Genomic DNA, 21553 nt, shown 5'->3' with positions numbered 1-21553 from the left:
CCATGGAACGCATTCCGATTCTGCAGATGGGTGACTTTCTGCTGGTGACCATTCAGGTCGACATGCACGACCAACTCGCCCTGCAACTGCAGGACGACCTGTCCGAGCGCATCAGCCGGACATCCGCCCGTGGCGTGCTGATCGATATCTCGGCGCTGGACATGGTCGACTCTTTCATCGGCCGCATGATCGGGATGATCTCGGGCCTGTCGCGGATCATGGACGCCGAAACCGTATTGGTCGGCATGCAGCCAGCGGTGGCCATCACCCTGGTGGAACTGGGCATGACGCTGCCCGGTGTCAGTACGGCGCTGAACGTCGAGCGGGGCATGACGCTGTTGCGTGAGCGGACGTATTCACAATGAACGTGCGCAGCAGCGGCACCCAGGCCATCCATGCCGAGCAGGACGTTGTGCTGGCGCGGCAACTGGCGCGCAAACTGGCGCAGGAGTGCGGTATGCGCCTGATCGACCTGACCAAGCTGGTGACCGCCGTCAGCGAGCTGGCGCGCAACACCATGGTCTATGGCGGCGGCGGTGACATGGACTGGCAGATCGTCGAGGACGGTAGCCGGGCGGGTCTGCGGCTGACGTTTCGCGACGAAGGCCCTGGCATTCCCGATATCAAGCTGGCGATGACCGACGGCTGGACCTCCGGCAGCGGGCTGGGCCTGGGCCTGACCGGCGCCAAACGGCTGGTCGATGACTTCGAACTGGACACAGCGCCTGGCGCAGGGACACGCGTGACGATCTGCAAATGGACCTGAAACTGCACAGCAGCCTGACCCAGGTGCTGAACATCGAGGACGCCAGCCAGGTCGGCCACGCCCGGCGCACCACCCAGAAGCTCGCCGAGCAACTGGGGTTCGATGCGGTCGATTCTGGCCGCGTGGCGCTGGTGGTCACCGAGCTTGCCAGCAACATCCTCAAGCACGCCACCCTGGGTGAGCTGCACCTGCGTGCGTTGCCCGCCGCAGTGCCCGGCATCGAAGTGATCGCGATCGACCGGGGGCAGGGGTTCGACGTCCACGTCTGCATGCCCGATGGCGTCTCGACCCGCGGTACCCAGGGCATCGGGCTGGGCGCGATGTTGCGTCAGGCCCAGGTGTTCGACGTGCACAGCGACAGCCGCGGCACGGTGCTGCTGACCCGGTTCTATCCGCGCACGGCAGCCTTCACGGACTTGCGCGTGGGCATCAGCCAGCACTCGCTGCACGATGACCCGGCCTGCGGCGATGCCTGGGAAGTCGCAGTCAGCGGCCAGAGCGTCAGCGTGCTGATGATCGATGGCCTGGGCCATGGCCCGGAAGCTGAAACGGCGGCCAGGGCTGGCGCTGCAGCCTTCGCTCGCGAACCCTTTGCGGACCCGGTGATGTTGCTCGAAGACATTCACCATGACATGCGCGGCACTCGCGGCGGCGCGGTGGCTATCGCCCGCTTCGAAGGCCGGGATGAACGGGTGCGCTTCGTCGGCATCGGGAACATTGGCGCGGCGCTGGTCTCTGAAGGCAAGATGCGCGGCATGGCGTCCCATCCCGGCATCGTCGGTTTGCAGTACCGGAAGGTGCTGGCCGTGGACTACGCTCAATGCGCAGGACAACTGCTGGTGATGTACAGCGATGGCCTGCAATCGCGCTGGAATCTGCATGACTATCCGGGCCTGATGTATCGGCATCCGGCTATCATCGCGGCGGTGTTGCACCGCGATTATTGTCGGGGCAGGGATGACGTGACCGTACTGGTATTGGCGCTGGAGAAGCTTGATGACTGACCACCCTGCCCACGAAACCCTTGAGGAATCGGACGAGCTTCGTCAACTGCGTGACGAGGCCGCTGCGCTTCGCGCCGAACTGGACGAAACCAACCAGGGCGTACTGGCGCTGTATGCCGAACTGGACATGCAGGCAGAACAGCTGCGCCAGGCCTCGGACCTCAAGAGCCGCTTCCTTTCCTACATGAGTCACGAGTTCCGCACGCCACTGGGTTCGATCCTGAGCATCGCCAGCCTGCTGCGCGACGAACTGGACGGCCCGCTGAGCCCCGAACAGCACAAGCAGGTGGATTTCGTCAGCACCGCCGCGCGCGAGCTGAGCGAAATGGTCGATGACCTGCTGGACCTTGCGAAGATCGAGGCAGGGCGCATCACCATTTCGCCGGCCTGGTTCGACATGTTCGACCTGTTCTCGGCGCTGCGTGGCATGTTCCGCCCCATCGTCGATACCTCGGCGGTGGACCTGATCTTCGAAGAGCCTGTGGGCCTTCCGCGGCTGTATACCGATGACAAGAAGCTGGCGCAGATCCTGCGCAACTTCATCTCCAATGCCCTGAAGTTCACCCAGCGCGGTGAGGTGCGGGTCTCGGCCCGGCTTGAGGGCGACAAGGAAATTCGCTTCGCGGTCAGCGATACCGGGATCGGCATTGCGCAGGAACTGCACGGGGCGTTGTTCGAGGATTTCACCCAAGTCGATTCGCCGCTGCAGAAGCGCCTGCGGGGCACCGGGCTGGGCCTGTCGCTGTGCAAGCGCTTCGCCGAACTGCTTGGCGGGCGGGTGGGGCTGGAAAGCCAGCCTGGCGTGGGGTCCACCTTCTATGTGGTGATTGCCCTGGCGCTGGCCGAGGATAACGTCGATGAAAGCTGACACGCGCCTGCTGATCGTCGATGACAACGTTGCCACCCGCTATGCCTTGCGCCGGCGCATGGAGCGCCAGGGCTTCTGCGTCCTGGAAGCGGGCACGGGCACCGATGGCCTGGCAATGATCGCCGAGCAGATTCCCGATGCGCTGATCCTGGACGTCAACCTGCCGGACATGAGCGGCTTCGACATCGTGCGCCAACTGCGGGCCGAACCGCGCACGGCGTTGCTGCCGGTGGTCCACGTATCGGCGGCGTCGATCCAGACCGGCGATATCATCACCGGCCTCGAAGCGGGCGCCGATGCCTATCTGGTGCATCCGGTGGACCCTGATGTGCTGCTGGCGACCCTGCGCACGCTGTTGCGGGTGCGTGACACCGAATTTGCCCTGCGTGACAGCGAAAACCGCTTTCGCGAGATTTTCGTCAACGTGTCTGCGCCCATTGCCGTGATGGACGGCGAGCTCAGCGTTCATGAATGCAATCACGCCTTCGCCCGGCTGATCGCCCAGGGTGCGGCCACAGGCGCGCTGCCAGCCTGTTTCAGCGACGATCAGGATCACGCCATTGCCGGCCTGCGCGACGCGCTCAAGGCCGAGGAACGCTGGAAGGGCACGCTGACCATGCGGGTTCGCGGCGAGTTGCGGGAGACCGAATGGCAGGTTTCGCCCTACAGGGTTCCGGGCCTGAGCCTGGTGTTTGTCGAGGACGTGACCGAGCATCGGCGCCGGGAAGAATCCCATCGCCAGCAACTGGACAGCGTCAACAGCCAGTTGGCGCAGAAGGTCGCCGAGCACGCGCGCACCGAGGCGCAATTGCTGCAGGCGCAGAAAATGGACGCCATCGGCAAGCTCACAGGCGGCATTGCCCACGACTTCAACAACCTGCTGACCGGCATCGTCACCGGCCTCGAGCTGATCAAGAAGCGCACGGCTGACGGTCGAACCGAGAAGGTGCTCGGTTACGCCGATGCGGCCCTGGCGTCGGCCAAGAGCGCAGCCGCGCTGACCCATCGGCTACTGGCATTCGCCCGGCAACAACCCCTGGATACGCGACCAACCGACGTCAACCAGCATGTGCGTTCCCTGGAAGACCTGCTCAGCCGCACCATCGGCAAGCGCATCGCGCTGACCCTGGAGCTCACCTCCCGCAGCGCCGTGGCCATGGTCGATGCCAGCCAGCTGGAAAGCGCGGTGCTCAACCTTGCGATCAACGCCCGGGACGCGCTGCCCGAGGGCGGCAATGTCTGGATCAGCACCTTCGAGGCGTACTCCCAGGGCAACTCCCGCCTGCCGGATGGCCCTTACATCGCATTGACGGTGCGCGACGACGGCGTGGGCATCGAGCACCAGTTGATCGACAAGGTGTTCGACCCGTTCTTCACCACCAAGCCCCTGGGCGAGGGCACTGGCCTGGGGCTATCGACCATCTACGGCTTTGCCCGCCAGTCCCGGGGCGATGTGCAGATCCGCAGCGTGATCGGTCATGGTACGGAAGTGACGCTGATGCTGCCCGCAGCCGCAGACCAGACGGCTGTCGCGCCAGCGAGTGCGAAGCCTGCCGAACTTGGCGCAGGCGAACATGTCCTTATAGTCGAGGACACTGAATCGGTGCGCATGTTCGTCAACGAGGTGCTGACTGACGCAGGTTATCGCTGCACCCAGGTGGGCGATGTCAAGACCGCGCTGGCGATGCTGGAGAATGATCCGACGGTGGATCTGCTGCTCACCGATGTCGGCATGCCGTTGATGAATGGTCGTGAGCTGGCGCAACAGATGCGCACCTGGCGACCCGACGTACCGGTGCTGTTCATGACCGGTTACGCGGAAAACGCCGTGAACCGCCAGGATTTTCTAGGGGAGGGCATGGACATGATCATCAAGCCGTTTCAGATGGTGGAGTTGCTCGACAAAATCAGGGCGGTACTGGACGCCTGACCGGCCAGGATTCATGTCGCAGGCGTTGCTGCGACGTTTTCGACCAACCACCCATGTGTGATATTTGATACTGTTTGCGCCAATTTATTCTGTGCCCACGCAAAGGCACCCACCGTTGGCGATCGCCCCCGAGGCGAGCCGGATGGTGAAGGAGACCCCGTTTTGACCCTTAGCCAGGAACTTCACCAAAGCGCAATCGACAACTGCGCCCGTGAGCCCATCCAGATTCCCGGCAGCATCCAGCCGCAAGGTTTTCTGCTGGTCATCGACGAAGCGAGCATGACCGTCGCCCAGGTCAGCGCCAACGTCATGACCTGGCTGGGGCTTGAGCCGCAGGCTTTGATCGGCGCCGGCCTTGCCGACGTGTTCGAGGATTGCGAGCACTTGCTCGAACGCCTGGCCGCACTGCATGACGATGACCAGAATCCGTTTCATGTCGGCGATGTGAAGTTTCGCAGCGGCGGCCGCGCTGGCCAGCCGGTTGCGATGATGGCGCACCGGCACGACCGGGTACTGATCGCCGAGTTCGAGCCTTCAGGGGACATGACCTCGGCCTACGGCAATGTCTACCCGCTGATGCGCACCTTCATCAGCCAGATGAACGAGGCCGAAAGCATCGACCAGCTCTGTCAGCGGTCGGTGGCGCAGGTCAAGCGCATCACGGGATTTGGCCGGGTCAAGGCCTATCGGTTCGATGGCGAGGGTAACGGCCTGGTCAACGCCGAACTCGCCGATGCGGATTACCCGAGCTACCTGGGCCTGAGCTTTCCGGCCACCGACATTCCAGCCCAGGCACGCGCCCTCTACGTGGCCAACCGGATTCGGGTCATCGAAGACGCCAACTACCAGGCATCGCCACTGGTGCCGCTGCACAACCCTGTCACGGGGGCGCCGCTGGACCTCAGTTTCGCGACCCTGCGCAGCGTATCGCCGGTCCACCTCCAGTACATGCGCAACATGCAAACGTTGGCGTCGATGTCGATTTCCATCGTGGTGCGCGGGCAGTTGTGGGGGCTGATCTCCTGCCATCACGCATTGCCGCGTTCGGTCAGTTTCCAGACCCGCACCGCCTGCGAATTGCTGGGCAGTGTGCTGTCCCTGCAGATCGAAACCAAGGAAGCCCAGGCCAAGACCCAGCGCATGTTGAGCCTGCGCCGGCAGATCGTGCAGATGCTGGCGGCGATGGCTGACCTGGACAGCGTGATCGGCGGCCTGCGTTCGATGCCCGACGTGCTGCTGGCGTTCGTGGGTGCAACCGGGGCGGCGGTGATTTCCGAATCAACGCTGGATGTCTACGGCGACACGCCCGACCGCGAGCAGATCAAGGCCCTGACCCAATGGTTGAGCGAGCGTGACTCCCACGAGGTGTTCCAGTCCGACAACGTTGGCCGCGACATCCCGCAGTTGCCGCAACTGAGCCAGTCGGTCAGCGGCGTGCTGGCGATGGCGATTTCCGAGCTGCATTCGAACTACATCATCTGGTTCCGTCCCGAGCAGACCCGGGTCGTGAACTGGGCCGGCAAGCCTGAAAAATCCGTCGATGATTCAGGCACCTTGAGCCCCCGTCACAGCTTCGCCCTGTGGCAGGAGACCGTGCGCGGCTTCTCGCGCCCCTGGGACGAACTGGACACCGAAGGCGTGGTCGAAATGCGCGCGGCGGTGCTGGGTATCGTGCTGCGCAAGGCTGAGGAAATGGCCGCACTGGCCGAAGAACTGGAGAAATCCAACAAGGAGCTTGAAGCCTTCTCCTACAGCGTGTCCCATGATCTGCGTGCGCCCCTGCGGCACATTGCAGGCTACGCTGAGTTGCTGGGTGATATCGAAGGCAGCAAGCTCTCCGACCGTGGCGTGCGCTTTCTGGAAAACATCGGCGAGTCGGCGCGCTTTGCCGGCACTCTGGTGGACAACCTGCTGAGCTTCTCGCAGATGGGCCGTTCGGCCATGCGCTACTCGCAAGTCGACCTCAACGCGATGGTCGATGCGATCCGCCGGGAGATGCAGCCCGACTACGAAGGCCGCAACCTGACCTGGAGCATTCCCGAGCCCTTGCCCGTGGTGATCGCCGATGCCGCGTTCCTGCACCTGGCGATGCGCAACCTGCTGTCCAACGCCATCAAGTACAGCCGCAATGAGTCCGCGGCCCTGATCGAGGTCGGCAGCTACGAGGAAGACGGCCAGGTGGTGCTGTACATCCGCGACAATGGCGTGGGTTTCGACATGCAGTACGCCAGCAAGCTGTTCGGCGTGTTCCAGCGCCTGCACCGCATGGAAGAGTTCGAAGGCACCGGCATCGGCCTGGCCAGCGTGCGGCGGATCATCGAGCGCCATGACGGCACGGTCTGGGCCCACAGTGAGCCCGGCCAGGGCGCCACTTTTTATGTATCGCTGCCCAAGCGCAGCCTGACTGTATCCCTTTGAGTGTCTAAGGAGACGCCCAATGCTCAAACCCATTCTTCTGGTCGAAGACAACCCCAACGACCTGGAGCTGACCCTGGTAGCCCTCGAGCGCAGCCAGCTTGCCAATGAAGTGATCGTTCTGCGTGACGGTGCCGAGGCGCTGGATTACCTGTTCCGACGCAACCAGCATCAGGACCGTGCGGCAGGCAACCCGGCGGTGCTGTTGCTCGACCTCAAGTTGCCCAAACTCGACGGGCTCGAAGTGCTCAAGGCCATCCGCGAGAGTGACGATCTGCGCAGTATTCCGGTGGTCATGCTGACCTCCTCGCGTGAGGAGCCAGACCTGCAACGGGCCTACTCTTTAGGAGTGAACGCTTACGTGGTCAAGCCGGTCGAATTCAAGGAATTCGTCTCGGCAATCTCCGATCTCGGGGTTTTCTGGGCCGTTCTCAATGAGCCGCCGCCAGGCTCACTGCGGTTGACGCGCCGTCCGGGGTCCTGATCGGTTTACCTGATTGGGCTATGCCGCCTGCGCAAGACCGGGCGGCACGGACCGATTCACTCTATTGACGACTATTCATGCCGCTACCGCTCCTCAAACTGCTGTTGGTCGAAGACAGCCCGCACGACGCCGAACTGACGCTGCTGACCCTGGAAAGCAGCGGTCTGACAATCGACGCCACCCTGGTGTATACGCACCAGGACGTGGAGCGCGAGTTGCTGGCCCAGGACTTTGACCTGATCCTGAGCGACTACCTGTTACCGGGCTCGTCCGGCGGCGAGGTGCTGAACACGGCGCTGCGGTTGTCGCCACAGACGCCTTTCATCTTTCTGTCCGGTATTTTCGGCGAGCAGCACGCGGTCGAGATGATGCGCATGGGCGCCATCGACTACGTGCTCAAGCAGAACCTGAAAATGCTGCCCAAGGCGGTCAATCGCGCCGTCTCCGAAGTCCGCGAGCGGGAAAAGCGCCTGCGCGCCGAGCAGACCCTGCAGGACGCCGAAGTGCGCGCCCACCTGGCGATCGAAGCGGCGGACATGGGCGTCTGGACCTACGACCCGCGTACCGAAACCCTGTTCTGGGACGAGCGCTGCAAGACTCTGTACGACTTGCCTCCCGAGGCGCAGGTCAGCATGGCGTTCATGTTCTCCCGTTGCCATCCCGACGACCGCGACCTGCTGCAGAGCAAGGTCATGGCCGCGCTGACCGCCGACACCGGCTTTCAGATCGAGCATCGCCTGGTGACCGACGGCGCCGAGGAGCGCTGGGTGTTTTCCAACGGGCGCTCGCTGTTCGAGGACGGCAAGTGCGTGCGCTTCACTGGCGTGATGCAGGACATCAGCGAGCGCAAGCGCACCTCCCAGGCGCTGCTGCAACTCAATGAAATCCTCAGTGAGCGCGTGGTACAGCGCACCCGTGAGCGCGACCGCACCTGGGAACTGTCCCGGGAATTGCTGGGCGTATTGCGCCTGGACATGACGCCGATTGCCCTGAACCCGGCCTGGGAAGCGACGCTGGGCTTCAAACGTGCGGGATTCACGGCACAGGGGCTGTGCGATTTGATTCACCCGGATGACCTCGCTGCGACGTTGCGCGAGACCGCCAGTGTTGCCGAGGGCAACGTCACCACCCGCTTCGTCAATCGCATGCGCCATGCCGAGGGCGGCTATCGCTGGCTGTCCTGGACCATCGTGCCGGACGAGGGCCTGATGTACGCCGCAGTGCGCGACATCACCAGCGAGCGCGCGGTGATGGATGAACTGGCGGCGACCAACAAACGTTTGCGTGACCAGATTCGCGAACGCGAACGGGTCGAGGCGGCCTTGCAGCAGATGCAGCGTCTTGAGGTAGTGGGGCAACTGACCGCAGGCGTCGCCCACGACTTCAACAACCTGCTGACAGTGATCCTGACCAGCGCCAACTTTCTCACACGCGACCTGGAAAAGGGCGTGTTCACCAAATCGCCCCAGCGTCTGCAGAACATTCGCGAGGCCGGTGAGCGCGGTGCCAAGCTGACCAGCCAGTTATTGTCGTTCTCCCGGCGTCAGCGCCTGGAGCCAGTGGCGTTGAACCTCAACGACACCATCGCCGGAATGCGCGAACTGCTGGGGCGGGCCCTGGGAGGCAGCGTCTGGGTTGAAACCAGCCTGGCCGATGACCTCTGGAGCGCGCTGGTCGATCCGACCCAGACCGAGATGATCATCCTGAACTTGGCGATCAACGCCCGGGACGCCATGGCATCGGGCGGGCAATTGCGCCTGAGCACCTGGAACCAGATCGTCTATCGCCTGCCGCAGCGGCCTGAAGACCCTGATCCGGGTGCCTACGTGGTGCTGTCGGTCAGCGATTCGGGCTGCGGCATGAGCGAGGAGGTGCTGGCCAAGGCCTTCGAACCCTTCTTCACCACCAAGGCCGTGGGCAAGGGCTCAGGGCTGGGGCTGGCCCAGGTGTTCGGTTTCGCCAAGCAGTCCGGCGGCGGGGTGAGCATCGACACCGCCCAGGATGCCGGCACCACCATCAAGGTCTACCTGCCGAGCATTGCGCAGACCGCCGTGCCGGTCATCAGCCAGTCGGACATGCCCGGCCACGCCGAGCCCGACGACCTGCACCGCACCATCCTGCTGGTGGACGACGACCCCGACGTGCGCTCGGTGACCTCGATGATGCTCAGCTCCCTGGGCTACTCGGTGGTGGAAGCCGATAGCGGCCATGATGCGTTGAAGAAAGTCGACAGCGGCATTGATCTTGTGCTCACCGACTTCGCCATGCCCAACATGACCGGCGCCGAACTGTCCGATCTGCTCAAGCGCGATCGCCCTGAATTGCCGGTGATGTTCATCACCGGATTCGCCGACATCGACATCCTCGACGTCGACCAGCAATTGATCGTGCAGAAGCCGTACAAGGAAGAGGAGTTGGCGCGCAAACTGGCGCGGGTGTTGGCGCGGGTGGGTGTGGCAAGCTGAAGGGCGATGGCGCCTATAAGAACGCTCCCGCCGGCAAGCCGTGCTGCTACGGGATTGATGTCGTACGTACTAACGTAGCAGCACGGCTTGCCGGCGGGGGCGATTCTGAGGGCGACGCAGGTGCGTCAATCCTCCCGCGTCAGCACTTCCAGCAATTCTATCTCGAAGATCAGGTTCGAATGAGGCTTGATGTGCGCGCCCATCGACCGTTCGCCGTAGGCCAGGTGCGCGGGAACCAGCAGCTTGCGTTTGCCGCCGACTTTCATCCCCATCAGGCCCTGATCCCAGCCCTTGATCACCCGCCCGGTGCCAATCACGCACTGGAACGGCTTGCCCCGTTCCCATGAGGAATCGAACACGGTGCCGTCTTCCAGGGTGCCGGTGTATTGCGTGGTAATCAGCGCGCCCTTGACCGCCGCCTTGCCGGTGCCTTCTTCAAGGTCGATGATCTGTAGTTCGTCGTTCATGGTGTGGTTCCGTGGAAACTTGAGCAGGCGGCGATGCTAAAGGCGCCTGCCCGCGCTGGCAATCGCCCATGAAAAAACGGCGCGCCCGGTCAAGGACGCGCCGTTTTCATTTCAGCGCCGCACAACGTTCATCAAGCGATGACGTCGGTGCTCCATTCGCCGTTGACCAGGCGCTTGAGGCCCAGCGGGTTGGCGTTTTGCAGCGCCGCCGGCAGCAGGCTGTCCGGGTAGTTCTGGTAGCACACCGGGCGCAGGAAACGGTCGATGGCCAGGGTGCCGACAGAGGTGCCGCGCGCGTCGGACGTCGCCGGGTATGGGCCGCCGTGGACCATCGCATCGCAGACTTCGACGCCAGTAGGGTAGCCGTTGACCAGAATACGGCCAACTTTCTCTTCCAGCACCGGCACCAGCCACTGGTACTTCTGCAGGTCGGCGGTTTCACCGATCAGGGTCGCGGTCAGTTGACCACGCAGGGCCTGCAGGGCGGCCTTGAGCTGGGCGTCGTCGGCCACTTCGATCAGCAGCGTGGTCGGGCCGAATACTTCTTCCTGCAGCAGTTCGTCGCCGTTGAGCAGCATGCTCACGTCAGCCTTGAACAGCTGCGCCTGAGCCTGACGGCCTTCCTGCGGTTTGCCGGCCAGGTGGGTGACGCTCGGGTGCGCCAGCAGTTTCTGTACGCCTTTGCTGTAGCTGCGCAGGCCGCCTTCGTTGAGCATGGTCTGCGGCGCCTGGCCACCCATGTGCTCCTTGAGTTGCTCGGTGAATGCGGTCAGGGCAGGGGAAGCGATACCGATCACAACGCCCGGGTTGGTGCAGAACTGACCTGCACCCATGACCACCGACGCCGCCAGCTCGCCAGCAACGGCTGCGCCACGGGCTGCCAGCGCACCTGGCAGCAGAACCACCGGGTTGATGCTGGACATCTCGGCGAACACCGGGATGGGCTCAGGACGGTCGGCCGCCAGTTTGCACAGGGCGTCGCCGCCGTGCAGGGAACCGGTGAAGCCGACAGCCTTGATGGCCGGGTGCTTGACCAGGCCTTCACCGACGCCGCTGCCGAAGATCATGTTGAACACGCCTTTTGGCATGCCGGTTTTTTCGGCAGCGCGCACGATGGCCTGGCCAACCAGATCGGCCGTGGCCATGTGGCCGCTATGGGCCTTGACCACGACCGGGCAACCGGCGGCCAGGGCAGAAGCGGTGTCACCACCGGCGGTGGAGAAGGCCAGCGGGAAGTTGCTGGCACCGAACACGGCGACCGGGCCGACGCCCAGGCGCTGCTGGCGCAGGTCAACCCGTGGCAGTGGCTTGCGCTCTGGCAGGGCCAGGTCGATGCGCGCACCCAGGAAGTCACCGCGACGCAGTACCTTGGCGAACAGACGCATCTGGCCGCTGGTACGACCGCGTTCACCCTGGATACGGCCGGCAGGCAGAGCCGTTTCCTGGCAGACCAGCGCCACGAAATCATCGCCCAGGGCGTCCAGTTCGTCGGCGATGGCGTCAAGGAACTCGGCGCGACGGGCAGGGCTCAACTGACGGAATTCGCCGAATGCCTCTTTGGCAGCCAGGGCAGCGGCATCGATCTCGCCGTCGGTGGCCTGGTGAAAGGCGTAGGGCAGGGCTTCGCCAGTGGTGGCATCGAGGCTCTTGTGGCGCGCTTCGCCGAGGCCGCTGCGGGCGCCGCCGATGAAGTTCTGGCCGAGGACGTTAGGCATCTGCTTCTCCTGTTATTGTTGGATCGTATCGATCAGGCGCGGGCCTGAAAGGGAATCGGTGAGTGTGCATCAAGCGTGGCGACAATGACCATGCCGAGATGGGCATTGTAAAGTTGACAGTCATCATACAACTGCATTTTTCTGCCCGCAACCGCTGTCCGAATCTTGCGACCGACGCGGCATTGGTTTCCCGATCTTTCAAGGTATTGGTTATTGGGCAGGCCACGTGGCAGGCATAAGCTGGCAGCCTGACTCTTATTGCGAACCTGGCCATGACATCCCGAATCGACTATCACCAAGCCTCGCCCGTGGCGATGAAGGCGATGCAGGCGCTGGAGCAGGCGGTCAACCGCTTGCCGCTGGATGCGACGCTGGCGGCGCTGGTCAAGCTGCGGACCTCGCAGCTCAATGGCTGTGCCTGGTCGGTGGATCGCTTCACCCATGAGGCGAGCCTGCAGGGTGAGTCGGAACGCAAGCTCTATGCGGTGGCCGTCTGGCGCGAATCGCCGCTGTTCAGCGATCGCGAACGGGCCGCCCTGGGCTGGACCGAAGTGGTGACCCGCATTGCCCACACCCACGCACCGGACAGCGACTATGCCTGGCTGTCGGAGCACTTCAGTGAAAGCGAGCGGGTAGACCTGACGCTGCTGATCTCCACGGTCAATAGCTGGAACCGCCTGACGGTCAGCTTCGGACAGCGCCTGGAAGGTTGACCGCCAACCTCATCAACTGATCTGCACCAGCAAATCGCGCAAGCGGTCCATGGCCGGGTCGATGTCCAGCGTCTCGATGGCGCCGAATCCCAGAATCAGGCCGTCCCGGGGCGGTGTATCGCTGTAGAAGCCGGTCAGCGGATACAGGCCGATTTCCACCTTGCGCGCCAGTTCGATCAGCAGCGGCAGGTTGATCGGCACCTTGAACATCACCGCCATGTGAAAGCCAGCAGTGGACGGGATCGCTTCGAGCCAGGGTGCAAGGTCACCGGCGAACCGGGCCAGGATGCGGTCCCGGCGGCTGGCGTAGATGCTGTGGCAGCGGCGGATGTGCTTGTTGAGCAAGCCCTCGCTGATGAATTTGGCCAGCGCCCATTGCGGCAGGGTGCTGGTGTGCCAGTCGGTCAGTTGCTTGGCCTTGATCACGGCTTCCAGAATCGCCTTGGGCAGTACCGCATAGCCCAGCCGCAGTTCGGGCAGCAGGGTCTTGGAAAAGGTGCCGACGTAGGCGACCACGCCGAACTGATCCATGCTCTGCAGCGAATCGGTAGGGCGGCCTTCGTAGCGGAATTCGCTGTCGTAGTCGTCCTCGATGATGATCGCGCCGATGCGCCGGGCTTTCTCCAGCAGGGCCTCGCGCCGCGCCACGCTCATGGGCATGCCCAGTGGCATCTGGTGCGACGGCGTGACGTAGATGGCGTGGGCGTTTTCGGGGATCTGATCGACGATGATGCCTTCGGCGTCCAGCGGCACGCCGACCACATTGGCGCCCTGGGCTGCGAACAGCAGACGCGCCGGGGTGTAGCCGGGGTCTTCCATGGCCACGGTGCAACCGGGTTCCAGCAAAACCCGGGCGATGAGATCCAGCGCCTGCTGCACGCCGTTGCACACCACCACATCCTCGGCCACGCAACGCACCCCGCGGGAAAACGCGATGTGCCCGGCAATGGCGCTGCGCAGCGAGGGCAGGCCCTCCGGCTGGCTGTAGAAACCCCGCGCCTGGGACATCTGGCGCAGGGCGTACTGGGTGCAACGGCGCCATTCGTCATGGGGGAACTGGGTCTTGGCGGTGGCGCCGCCAATGAAGTCGCAGCGCAGGGTGCCTTCCAGTGTGGGGTGTCGCAGCGGCAGGGAGATGTTCGCCCACTTCTTCACCAGCGCAAGGCTGGCCAGGTCCGATGTGATCTGCTGGCGCTGGGTGGTGCGGCTCAGGGTGTTGACGAAGGTGCCGCTGCCGATCTTGCCCACCAGGTAGTTTTCATACGTCAGGCGGCTGTAGGTGTCGGAAATAGTCTTGCGCGAAAGCCCCAGTTGCGCGGCCAGCAGGCGGCTGGGCGGCAATTGCACGCCAGCGGCCAGGCGCCCGGATTCGATGCTGTCGCGCAGTTGCTCATACACCTGGTTCGCCAGGTCCTTGCGGCCCTGAATGACAATATGAAGTTCCACGAACGGCTCCTGAACAGACAGGGCTCTGTTGGCCCATGCTCGAGAATTCTAGCCAGCGCTCGGGAAGGCGGGATAGCTGCGCACTGAAAAAAGCCCGGATTGGCCTATTGGCGGGGCTGTTCGATTGGTCTGCTGCGAATTCGGGGGATTGGGCGTGGTGACAGGCTGCCTGCGAGCTTAGATTGAGACTCCGGGAAACTCACTCAGGACCGCGCCGTGCAACCACGTCTGGACTATTACACCGCATCCCCCGCAGCGCTCAAGGCGTTGATGCTGCTTGAGGCGGCGAACTTCGACCTGGGTGTCGACAAGCCCTTGATGGAACTGGTCAAACTGCGGGTTTCGCAACTCAACGACTGCGCCTTCTGCGCCGACATGCACGCCACCGAAGCGCGCAAGAACGGCGAAAGCGACCGGCGCCTGCACAGCCTGGTGGTGTGGCAGGACTCGACGCTGTTCAGCGAACGCGAGCGCCTGGCGCTGGCCTGGTGCGATGCGGTGACCTTGCTGGACCGGCCAGTGATGGCGGGGGATCTTTATGAGCGGCTTTGCGCCCAGTTCAGCGAACGGGAAGTGGTGGACCTGACAGTGGGCATCGCCACCATCAACTGCTGGAACCGCATGGCCACCAGCTTTCGCAAGCAACCGGCGGCCTGAGCGTCGCACCCAGGGTCACCCCCAATCCCTGTGGGAGCTGGCTTGCCAGCGAAAGCGGTGTGCCAGATAACTCTGATGGCACTGATCCTACGCTTTCGCAGGCAAGCCAGCTCCCACAGAGACGGGCAGGTTTCATCGTCTTGCCGGTCGGCAAAACCCGCCGGACCCGCTATCCTGCGCGCTTTCTTTCCACCGACAGCTCGACGGATACCCAACATGGAGTTTACCAGCGGCTTTTTACTGAGCCTTTCCCTGTGCCTGGACATTGGCGTGGCCAACATCGCAATGATCACGCTGGCGATGCAACGCGGCTATCTGCAAGGCTTCTGGCTGGGGCTGGGGACCTGTTTCGGCGATCTGTTCTACGCGATCCTCGCGCTTGCCGGCATGACCGTGCTGCTGCAATACGAATGGGTGCGCTGGGCGCTCTGGCTCGGCGGCTCGGTGCTGCTGATCGGTTTCGCGGTGAAAATGGTCATCTCGGCCCTGAGCAGCCACAACAACCTGGCACTGGCCGAAGACGCCGACAATCGCTCCGGCCTGCGCGAGTTCTCTCGCGGGGTATTTTTGGCAGTGTCGTCGCCGACGGCCATCCTCTGGTTCGCGGCGGTCGGCGGTACGCTCATCTCGCGGGCGGGCGGCCACGGCAGCCTGAGCACGGCGTTCTTTCTTTCCGGCTTCTTCAGCGCAGGCGTGGCCTGGTGCGTGTTCATCTGCTTTGCGGCCAGCCACGGCGGCAGGTTGCTGGGTGACCGGCTGCTCAAGTATTCCTACTGGGTGTCGGCGGCGATCTTCTGCTATTTCGCGCTCTACGTGATCGGCTCGGGGTACCAGGAGTTCATCGTCAACGCCGCACGGGGTTAAGGCCCGGGGCTGCCAACAAATCCGTTCTCGATGCAACGTTTACGTCCATGAGGGCTCATAGACATAAGCAACGGCGCAGACCCAATCGAGACGGAGCCCCAGATCCTATGACCACACCGGACAAGCAGTACGTGGAATGGCTGGTTGAGCAGTCGATGCTCAACGCCGCAAAGCAACGCGCAAAGCTCTACGGCGGCCAGGGACGGCTCTGGCAACGCCCCTACGCCCAGGCCCGGCCGCGAGACGCTTCGGCCATCGCTTCGGTGTGGTTCACTGCCTATCCGGCCTCTATCATCACCCGCGAAGGCGGCTCGGTCCTTGAGGCCCTGGGTGATGAAAAGCTCTGGCATGCGCTCTCGGAAATCGGCATCCAGGGCATCCACAACGGCCCTCTGAAAGCGTCCGGCGGCTTGAAAGGCCGCCAGCGCACGCCGAGCATCGACGGCAACTTCGACCGCATCAGCTTCGAAGTGGACAGCGACCTTGGCACCGACGCGCAGTTTCTCAACCTCAGCCGCATCGCCGCCGCCCACAACGCGGTCATCGTTGACGACGTGATTCCGTCCCACACCGGCAAGGGCGCGGACTTCCGCTTGGCCGAACTGGCCTATGAGGATTATCCCGGCCTCTACCACATGGTGGAAATCCGCGAGGAAGACTGGCCATTGCTGCCCGATGTGCCTGCCGGGCGCGATGCGGTAAACCTGCCGCCCGCCACGTGCGACATATTGCGCGACAAGCATTACATCGTCGGCCAGTTGCAGCGGGTGATCTTTTTCGAGCCCGGCGTCAAGGAAACCGACTGGAGCGCCACGCCGGTCATCACCGGGGTCGACGGCAAGAGCCGACGCTGGGTTTACCTGCACTATTTCAAGGAAGGCCAGCCATCGCTGAACTGGCTGGACCCAAGCTTCGCCGCGCAGCAGATGATCATCGGCGACGCGCTGCATGCCATCGACGTGATGGGCGCGCGGGTGCTGCGCCTGGACGCCAACGGTTTCCTTGGGGTCGAGCGAAAGGCCGACGGCACGGCGTGGTCGGAAAGCCACCCGCTGGCGATCACCGGCAACCAGTTGCTGGCGGGAGCGATTCGGAAGGCTGGCGGGTTCAGCTTCCAAGAACTGAACCTGACCATCGACGACATCGCCGCCATGTCCCACGGCGGCGCGGACCTGTCCTATGACTTCATCACGCGGCCTGCCTACCAGCATGCGCTGCTGACCGGCCGCACCGAGTTCCTGCGCCTGATGCTGCGCCAGGTGCATGACTTCGGCATCGACCCGGCATCACTGATCCACGCTTTGCAGAACCACGACGAACTGACCCTGGAGCTGGTGCATTTCTGGACCCTGCACGCCCACGATCAGTACCTGTACATGGGCCAGACCTTCCCCGGCAACATCCTGCGCGAGCACATTCGTGAAGAGATGTACGAGCGTCTCGCCGGCGAGCACGCGCCGTACAACCTCAAGTTCGTCACCAACGGCGTGTCCTGCACCACGGCCAGCATCATCACTGCCGCGCTGGGGATTCGTGACCTGGACGCGATTACTCTGGCCGACATCCAGCAGGTCAAGCACATCCATCTGCTGCTGGTGATGTTCAACGCCATGCAGCCGGGCGTTTTCGCGCTATCAGGCTGGGACCTGGTGGGTGCCTTGCCGCTGGCGGCCGAGCAGGTCGAACACCTGATGGGCGATGGCGACACCCGCTGGATTCATCGCGGGGCCTACGACCTGGTGGACCTGGACCCCGACAGTCAGGTTTCCGCAGGAGGCATGCCACGGGCCAGGACGCTGTACGGCAGCCTGGAAGAGCAATTGCAGCTGCCCGATTCCTTTGCCTCGCAGTTGAAGAAGATCCTGGCGGTGCGCCGCGCCTACGACATCGCCGCCAGCCGGCAGATCCTTATCCCGGACGTCGAACACCCGGGGCTGCTGATCATGGTTCACGAACTGCCGGCCGGGAAGGGCACGCAGATCACCGCGCTCAACTTCAGTCCGGAGGCCATCGTCGAAACCTTGCACCTGCCCGGCATCGCCCCGGGGCCGGTGGTTGACATCATCAACGAGCGGGTCGAGGGCGACCTGACGGAGGAGGGCGAGTTCACCATTACCCTGGATGCCTACGAGGGGTTGGCATTGCGGGTGGTGAGCATGGTCTCGCCGATGATGTAAGGTTCCCCATTTACGGCGACCCCCGCTCCTGTAGGAGTGAGCTTGCTCGCGATTGCGGTGCTTCAGTTGATGATGGATTGACTGACATAATGCTATCGCGAGCAAGCTCACTCCTACAGGTCCTCACCCAGCTCCACAGCAAGGCCACAGAAATTGTCCATCGCCCAGCGCACCCCAACCCTCAACCACCTGTGGAGCTACCGCCTCACCTTCCTGCTCTCCGGCATGTCCTTGGGCGCATGGGCGCCGCTGGTGCCGTTCGCCCGAGAGCGAGCCGGGCTTGAAGAGGCGCAGCTTGGCCTGTTGCTGCTGTGCTTCGGCCTGGGCTCGATGCTGGCGATGCCGCTGGCGGGGATGACGACCACGCGCAAGGGCTGCCGCTTCGTGGCGATCATTGGTGGCGTGCTGATCTGCGCGATGCTGCCGTTGCTCGCGACGCTCGATTCGTTCGTCACTCTTGCAATGGCGCTGGCGTTGTTCGGCGCAGGGCTGGGCAGCATCGATGTGGCGATGAACGTGCAGGGGCTGATGGTCGAGCAGGACCACGGGCGGCCCATGATGTCCGGGTTTCACGGGCTGTTCAGCCTGGGCGGTATCGTCAGCGCCGCCCTGATGGGCGCGTTGCTGTGGAGCGGTGCATCGCCGCTGGTGGCGGTGCTGGTGGTAGTGGCGCTGGTCGGCGCAATGCTCGCCTGGCATGCGCGGCACCTGCTGCCCTACGGTGCCGATGATCCGTCGGCGCCCTTCGCCTGGCCATCGTTGCACGTAGTGGGCATTGGCTTGCTGTGCTTCATCGCGCTGCTGGTCGAAGGCGCGATCCTGGACTGGAGCGCAGTCTTTCTGAACCGTGCCCACCAGATCGACCTGGCCCTTGCGGGTGCGGCCTACGCAGTGTTTTCCCTGACCATGGCTGCGGGCCGCTTCTGCGGCGACGCCTTGAGAAAGCGCTTCGGCGCGATGAAACTGCTGATCGGCGGCGGTGTGCTGGTGCTGGCCGGGTTCGCCATGGCGGTGCTGCTGCAACCCTGGCCGCTGTTCATGCTCGGTTTCGCCCTGATTGGCCTGGGCCTGTCCAATACGTTTCCGGTCTATGCTTCGGTGGCAGGCGCGCAGACCGTCGTGCCGGCGGGGCTGGCGATCGCCATCATCACCGGTATCGGCTACTGCGGCATTTTGCTGGGGCCGGCGCTGATCGGCTTTGCCGCACACTTCATCGGCCTGCGCGAGGCGCTGCTGTGCGTCGGCGCGCTGATGCTCGCGCAGGTACTCACGGCCCGGCGAATGACCCGGGGCTGACCGGCTCTGATAGACTTCAGCGCCTTGAAACTCAGGGGGCTCCCATGAACGACACGGTTCGTCTTACCCAGTACAGCCACGGCGCCGGTTGCGGCTGCAAGATCTCGCCCAAAGTCCTGGAAACCATCCTGGCCGGCAGCGGCGCGCAAAACCTCGACCCGCGCCTGTGGGTCGGCAATGCCTCGCGCGATGACGCGGCGGTCTATGCCATCGATGACGAAAAAGGCGTGGTGTCCACCACGGATTTCTTCATGCCCATCGTCGACGATCCGTTCGATTTCGGCCGCATTGCCGCCACCAACGCCATCAGCGACATCTATGCCATGGGCGGCGATCCGCTGATGGCCATCGCCATTCTCGGCTGGCCGGTGAACGTGCTGGCCCCGGAAATTGCCCGCGAAGTGATTCGCGGCGGCCGCGCAGTGTGCGACGCGGCGGGCATCCCGTTGGCGGGCGGCCATTCCATCGATGCACCCGAGCCGATCTTCGGCCTGGCCGTGACGGGCCTGGTGGAAAAACGCTTCATGAAGCGCAACGACACCGCTACCGTTGGCAGCAAGCTGTTCCTGACCAAGCCCCTGGGCATCGGCATCCTCACCACCGCCGAGAAAAAAGGTCTGCTGCGCGACGAAGACGCAGGCCTTGCCCGCGATGTGATGTGCACGCTGAACAAGCCGGGGGCGCGTTTCTCAAGGCTGGCGGGCGTCACCGCGATGACCGACGTCACCGGTTTCGGCCTGTTGGGGCATCTGGTGGAAATGGCCGACGGCAGCCAGTTGACCGCACGCCTGAACGCGGCGGCGGTGCCGCGTCTGGGCAGCGTCGATTTCTATATTGAGCAGCAGTGCATTCCCGGCGGCACCCACCGCAACTTCGACAGCTACGGCGAGCGCATTGGCGCGCTGAGCGAGGCGCAGAAACTGTTGCTATGCGATCCGCAGACCAGCGGTGGCCTGCTGGTTGCCGTGGAGCCTGCCGAGGAGGCGGCGTTCCTGGCGCTGGCCGAAGAACTGGGCTTGGCCCTTGCGCCCATCGGCGAGCTGATCGAGCGACAGCGACTCGCCGTCGAGGTGTTCTGATGCGCGACAACAGCGCTCATTTTCGCGACATCTTCCTGCACGACGTGCCCATGATGGATGTGCGCGCCCCGGTCGAGTTCACCAAGGGGGCGTTTCCGGGCGTGATCAACCTGCCGCTGATGAACGACAGCGAGCGGCAGAAGGTCGGCACTGCCTACAAACAGGAAGGGCAGCAGGCGGCCATCGAGCTGGGTCACAAGCTGGTCAGCGGCGATCTCAAGCAGGCGCGCATCGAAGCCTGGGCCGACTTCACCCGCCGGCATCCCGAGGGCTTTCTGTATTGCTTTCGCGGCGGCTTGCGCTCGCAGATCACCCAGCAGTGGCTCAAGGGCGAGGCGGGCATCGAGTACCCGCGGGTCATTGGTGGCTACAAGGCGCTGCGTAACTTCTTGATCGGCGTTACCGAACAGGCTGTGGCCGAATGCGATTTCGTGCTGATCGGTGGCATGACCGGCACCGGCAAGACCGAGGTGCTGCAACGCCTGGACAACGGGCTGGACCTCGAAGGTCACGCCAACCATCGCGGTTCGAGCTTCGGCAAACACGCAACACCGCAGCCGGGGCAGATCGATTTCGAGAACCGACTCTCGATCGACATTCTCAAGAAGCGCGCAAGGCACCGGCATCAGTTCGTGATCGAGGACGAAGGCCGCATCGTCGGCAGCCGCGCCGTGCCGCTTGCGTTGTACCGCACCATGCAGGCCGCGCCGATGGTGTGGCTCGAAGACAGTTTTGAAGGCAGGGTCGAGCGGATTCTCAAGGATTACGTGATCGACCTGTGCGCCGAGTTCATTGCCGTGCAGGGGCTTGAGAGCGGATTTGCGGGGTACGCCGAGCGCCTCAAGCAGAGCCTGGCGAGCATCACCCGGCGCCTGGGTGGCGAGCGCTACCAGCGGCTGGCGGCGATCATGGACAGCGCGCTGCAAGAGCAGGAACGCAGTGGGGATGTAGAGCAGCACCGCGCCTGGATCAGCGCCATGCTGGGCGAATACTACGACCCGATGTACGCCTACCAGCGCGACAACAAACACCCGCGAATCGAGTTCGCCGGCGATCAGCAGGCCATCGTGGAGTACCTGCAACACCGCCGCGCCACGTAGCAGCCCCCCAACCCCTGTGGGAGCGAGCTTGCTCGCGAATACATCAGTTCTGACCCAACCTAAATCTCGTAGCAGCACGGCTTGCCGGCGGGGGCGTTCTCAAGAGA

General features: G+C 63.7%; 18 protein-coding genes. 15 read left to right on the top strand and 3 right to left on the bottom strand.

All coding sequences use genetic code 11. The annotated features are described in order from the left end of the window. Positions 1-2: 2 nt before the first annotated feature. From NPS29_RS24710 to NPS29_RS24675, 8 genes are all read left to right on the top strand, one after another. Positions 3-365 (top strand): STAS domain-containing protein, encoded by a 363-nt coding sequence (locus NPS29_RS24710; protein ID WP_274135807.1) that lies wholly within the window; start codon positions 3-5, stop codon positions 363-365. Then, positions 362-766, top strand: a complete 405-nt coding sequence (locus NPS29_RS24705; protein ID WP_274135806.1) for an anti-sigma regulatory factor — start codon at positions 362-364, stop codon at positions 764-766. The genes NPS29_RS24710 and NPS29_RS24705 overlap by 4 nt, the downstream gene beginning before the upstream one ends. Beyond that, on the top strand, positions 757-1770 hold the full coding sequence (locus NPS29_RS24700) for an ATP-binding protein (RefSeq protein ID WP_274135805.1): 1014 nt from the start codon (positions 757-759) through the stop codon (positions 1768-1770). The genes NPS29_RS24705 and NPS29_RS24700 overlap by 10 nt, the downstream gene beginning before the upstream one ends. Beyond that, positions 1763-2638 carry a sensor histidine kinase gene (locus tag NPS29_RS24695; RefSeq protein ID WP_274135803.1) on the top strand — a complete coding sequence of 292 codons (876 nt, stop codon included), beginning with the start codon at positions 1763-1765 and terminating at the stop codon, positions 2636-2638. The genes NPS29_RS24700 and NPS29_RS24695 overlap by 8 nt, the downstream gene beginning before the upstream one ends. Beyond that, positions 2628-4568, top strand: coding sequence for a response regulator (locus NPS29_RS24690; protein WP_274135802.1), 1941 nt, complete (start codon positions 2628-2630; stop codon positions 4566-4568). Before NPS29_RS24695 ends, NPS29_RS24690 begins: the two co-directional genes overlap by 11 nt. Before the next feature lie 162 nt (positions 4569-4730). Beyond that, a complete protein-coding gene (locus tag NPS29_RS24685) occupies positions 4731-6986 on the top strand; it encodes an ATP-binding protein (protein WP_274135801.1) in 2256 nt (751 codons plus the stop codon). Positions 6987-7005: 19 nt separating this feature from the next. Then, positions 7006-7467: a response regulator gene (locus NPS29_RS24680; protein WP_274135799.1), complete on the top strand. Its 462-nt coding sequence runs from the start codon at positions 7006-7008 to the stop codon at positions 7465-7467. Between the two features lie 77 nt (positions 7468-7544). Then, the gene (locus NPS29_RS24675) at positions 7545-9932 is read left to right on the top strand and encodes a response regulator (protein WP_274135798.1); all 2388 of its coding nucleotides are present in this window, start codon (positions 7545-7547) and stop codon (positions 9930-9932) included. 125 nt (positions 9933-10057) lie between these two features. Here the strand turns inward: NPS29_RS24675 and NPS29_RS24670 are convergent, their stop codons facing one another. Both NPS29_RS24670 and NPS29_RS24665 read right to left on the bottom strand, forming a co-directional pair. Then, entirely contained in the window at positions 10058-10399 is a 342-nt protein-coding gene (locus NPS29_RS24670) for an FKBP-type peptidyl-prolyl cis-trans isomerase (protein WP_274135797.1), read from the bottom strand. Between the two features lie 131 nt (positions 10400-10530). Next, positions 10531-12114: an aldehyde dehydrogenase (NADP(+)) gene (locus NPS29_RS24665; RefSeq protein ID WP_274135796.1), complete on the bottom strand. Its 1584-nt coding sequence runs from the start codon at positions 12112-12114 to the stop codon at positions 10531-10533. 272 nt (positions 12115-12386) lie between these two features. On the opposite strand from NPS29_RS24665, the gene NPS29_RS24660 reads away from it, so the two are divergent. After that, positions 12387-12827 (top strand): carboxymuconolactone decarboxylase family protein, encoded by a 441-nt coding sequence (locus tag NPS29_RS24660; RefSeq protein ID WP_274135795.1) that lies wholly within the window; start codon positions 12387-12389, stop codon positions 12825-12827. 12 nt (positions 12828-12839) lie between these two features. Here the strand turns inward: NPS29_RS24660 and NPS29_RS24655 are convergent, their stop codons facing one another. Next, complete coding sequence (locus NPS29_RS24655) at positions 12840-14273, bottom strand: PLP-dependent aminotransferase family protein (RefSeq protein ID WP_274135794.1); 1434 nt, start codon at positions 14271-14273, stop codon at positions 12840-12842. A gap of 216 nt (positions 14274-14489) precedes the next feature. Between NPS29_RS24655 and NPS29_RS24650 the strand changes: the two genes are divergently transcribed. From NPS29_RS24650 to mnmH, 6 genes are all read left to right on the top strand, one after another. Further along, the gene (locus NPS29_RS24650) at positions 14490-14930 is read left to right on the top strand and encodes a carboxymuconolactone decarboxylase family protein (RefSeq protein ID WP_274135793.1); all 441 of its coding nucleotides are present in this window, start codon (positions 14490-14492) and stop codon (positions 14928-14930) included. A gap of 216 nt (positions 14931-15146) precedes the next feature. Further along, positions 15147-15794, top strand: a complete 648-nt coding sequence (locus NPS29_RS24645; RefSeq protein WP_274135792.1) for a LysE family translocator — start codon at positions 15147-15149, stop codon at positions 15792-15794. A gap of 107 nt (positions 15795-15901) precedes the next feature. Beyond that, positions 15902-17971, top strand: coding sequence for a maltose alpha-D-glucosyltransferase (gene treS, locus NPS29_RS24640; protein ID WP_274135791.1), 2070 nt, complete (start codon positions 15902-15904; stop codon positions 17969-17971). A 153-nt stretch (positions 17972-18124) separates the two neighbouring features. Next, positions 18125-19267, top strand: a complete 1143-nt coding sequence (locus NPS29_RS24635; RefSeq protein ID WP_274135790.1) for an MFS transporter — start codon at positions 18125-18127, stop codon at positions 19265-19267. Between the two features lie 44 nt (positions 19268-19311). Further along, positions 19312-20346 carry a selenide, water dikinase SelD gene (selD, locus tag NPS29_RS24630; protein WP_274135789.1) on the top strand — a complete coding sequence of 345 codons (1035 nt, stop codon included), beginning with the start codon at positions 19312-19314 and terminating at the stop codon, positions 20344-20346. Further along, positions 20346-21446 (top strand): tRNA 2-selenouridine(34) synthase MnmH, encoded by a 1101-nt coding sequence (gene mnmH, locus NPS29_RS24625; RefSeq protein ID WP_274135788.1) that lies wholly within the window; start codon positions 20346-20348, stop codon positions 21444-21446. The genes selD and mnmH overlap by 1 nt, the downstream gene beginning before the upstream one ends. Positions 21447-21553: the final 107 nt, after the last annotated feature.

The sequence above is a fragment of the Pseudomonas putida genome (assembly GCF_028682175.1).
In the GTDB taxonomy this organism is placed as follows: Bacteria; Pseudomonadota; Gammaproteobacteria; order Pseudomonadales; family Pseudomonadaceae; genus Aquipseudomonas; species Aquipseudomonas putida_AD.
This window is presented reverse-complemented; position numbering and strand designations above follow the sequence as displayed.

Excerpts from the sequence above, each read along its gene's own strand:
- NPS29_RS24710 (WP_274135807.1), top strand. The coding sequence starts at position 3 with ATGGAACGCATTCCGATTCTGCAGATGGGTGACTTTCTGCTGGTGACC.
- NPS29_RS24705 (WP_274135806.1), top strand. The coding sequence starts at position 362 with ATGAACGTGCGCAGCAGCGGCACCCAGGCCATCCATGCCGAGCAGGAC.
- NPS29_RS24700 (WP_274135805.1), top strand. The coding sequence starts at position 757 with ATGGACCTGAAACTGCACAGCAGCCTGACCCAGGTGCTGAACATCGAG.
- NPS29_RS24695 (WP_274135803.1), top strand. The coding sequence starts at position 1,763 with ATGACTGACCACCCTGCCCACGAAACCCTTGAGGAATCGGACGAGCTT.
- NPS29_RS24690 (WP_274135802.1), top strand. The coding sequence starts at position 2,628 with ATGAAAGCTGACACGCGCCTGCTGATCGTCGATGACAACGTTGCCACC.
- NPS29_RS24680 (WP_274135799.1), top strand. The coding sequence starts at position 7,006 with ATGCTCAAACCCATTCTTCTGGTCGAAGACAACCCCAACGACCTGGAG.
- NPS29_RS24675 (WP_274135798.1), top strand. The coding sequence starts at position 7,545 with ATGCCGCTACCGCTCCTCAAACTGCTGTTGGTCGAAGACAGCCCGCAC.
- NPS29_RS24670 (WP_274135797.1), bottom strand. The coding sequence starts at position 10,399 with ATGAACGACGAACTACAGATCATCGACCTTGAAGAAGGCACCGGCAAG.
- NPS29_RS24665 (WP_274135796.1), bottom strand. The coding sequence starts at position 12,114 with ATGCCTAACGTCCTCGGCCAGAACTTCATCGGCGGCGCCCGCAGCGGC.
- NPS29_RS24660 (WP_274135795.1), top strand. The coding sequence starts at position 12,387 with ATGACATCCCGAATCGACTATCACCAAGCCTCGCCCGTGGCGATGAAG.
- NPS29_RS24645 (WP_274135792.1), top strand. The coding sequence starts at position 15,147 with ATGGAGTTTACCAGCGGCTTTTTACTGAGCCTTTCCCTGTGCCTGGAC.
- treS (WP_274135791.1), top strand. The coding sequence starts at position 15,902 with ATGACCACACCGGACAAGCAGTACGTGGAATGGCTGGTTGAGCAGTCG.
- selD (WP_274135789.1), top strand. The coding sequence starts at position 19,312 with ATGAACGACACGGTTCGTCTTACCCAGTACAGCCACGGCGCCGGTTGC.
- mnmH (WP_274135788.1), top strand. The coding sequence starts at position 20,346 with ATGCGCGACAACAGCGCTCATTTTCGCGACATCTTCCTGCACGACGTG.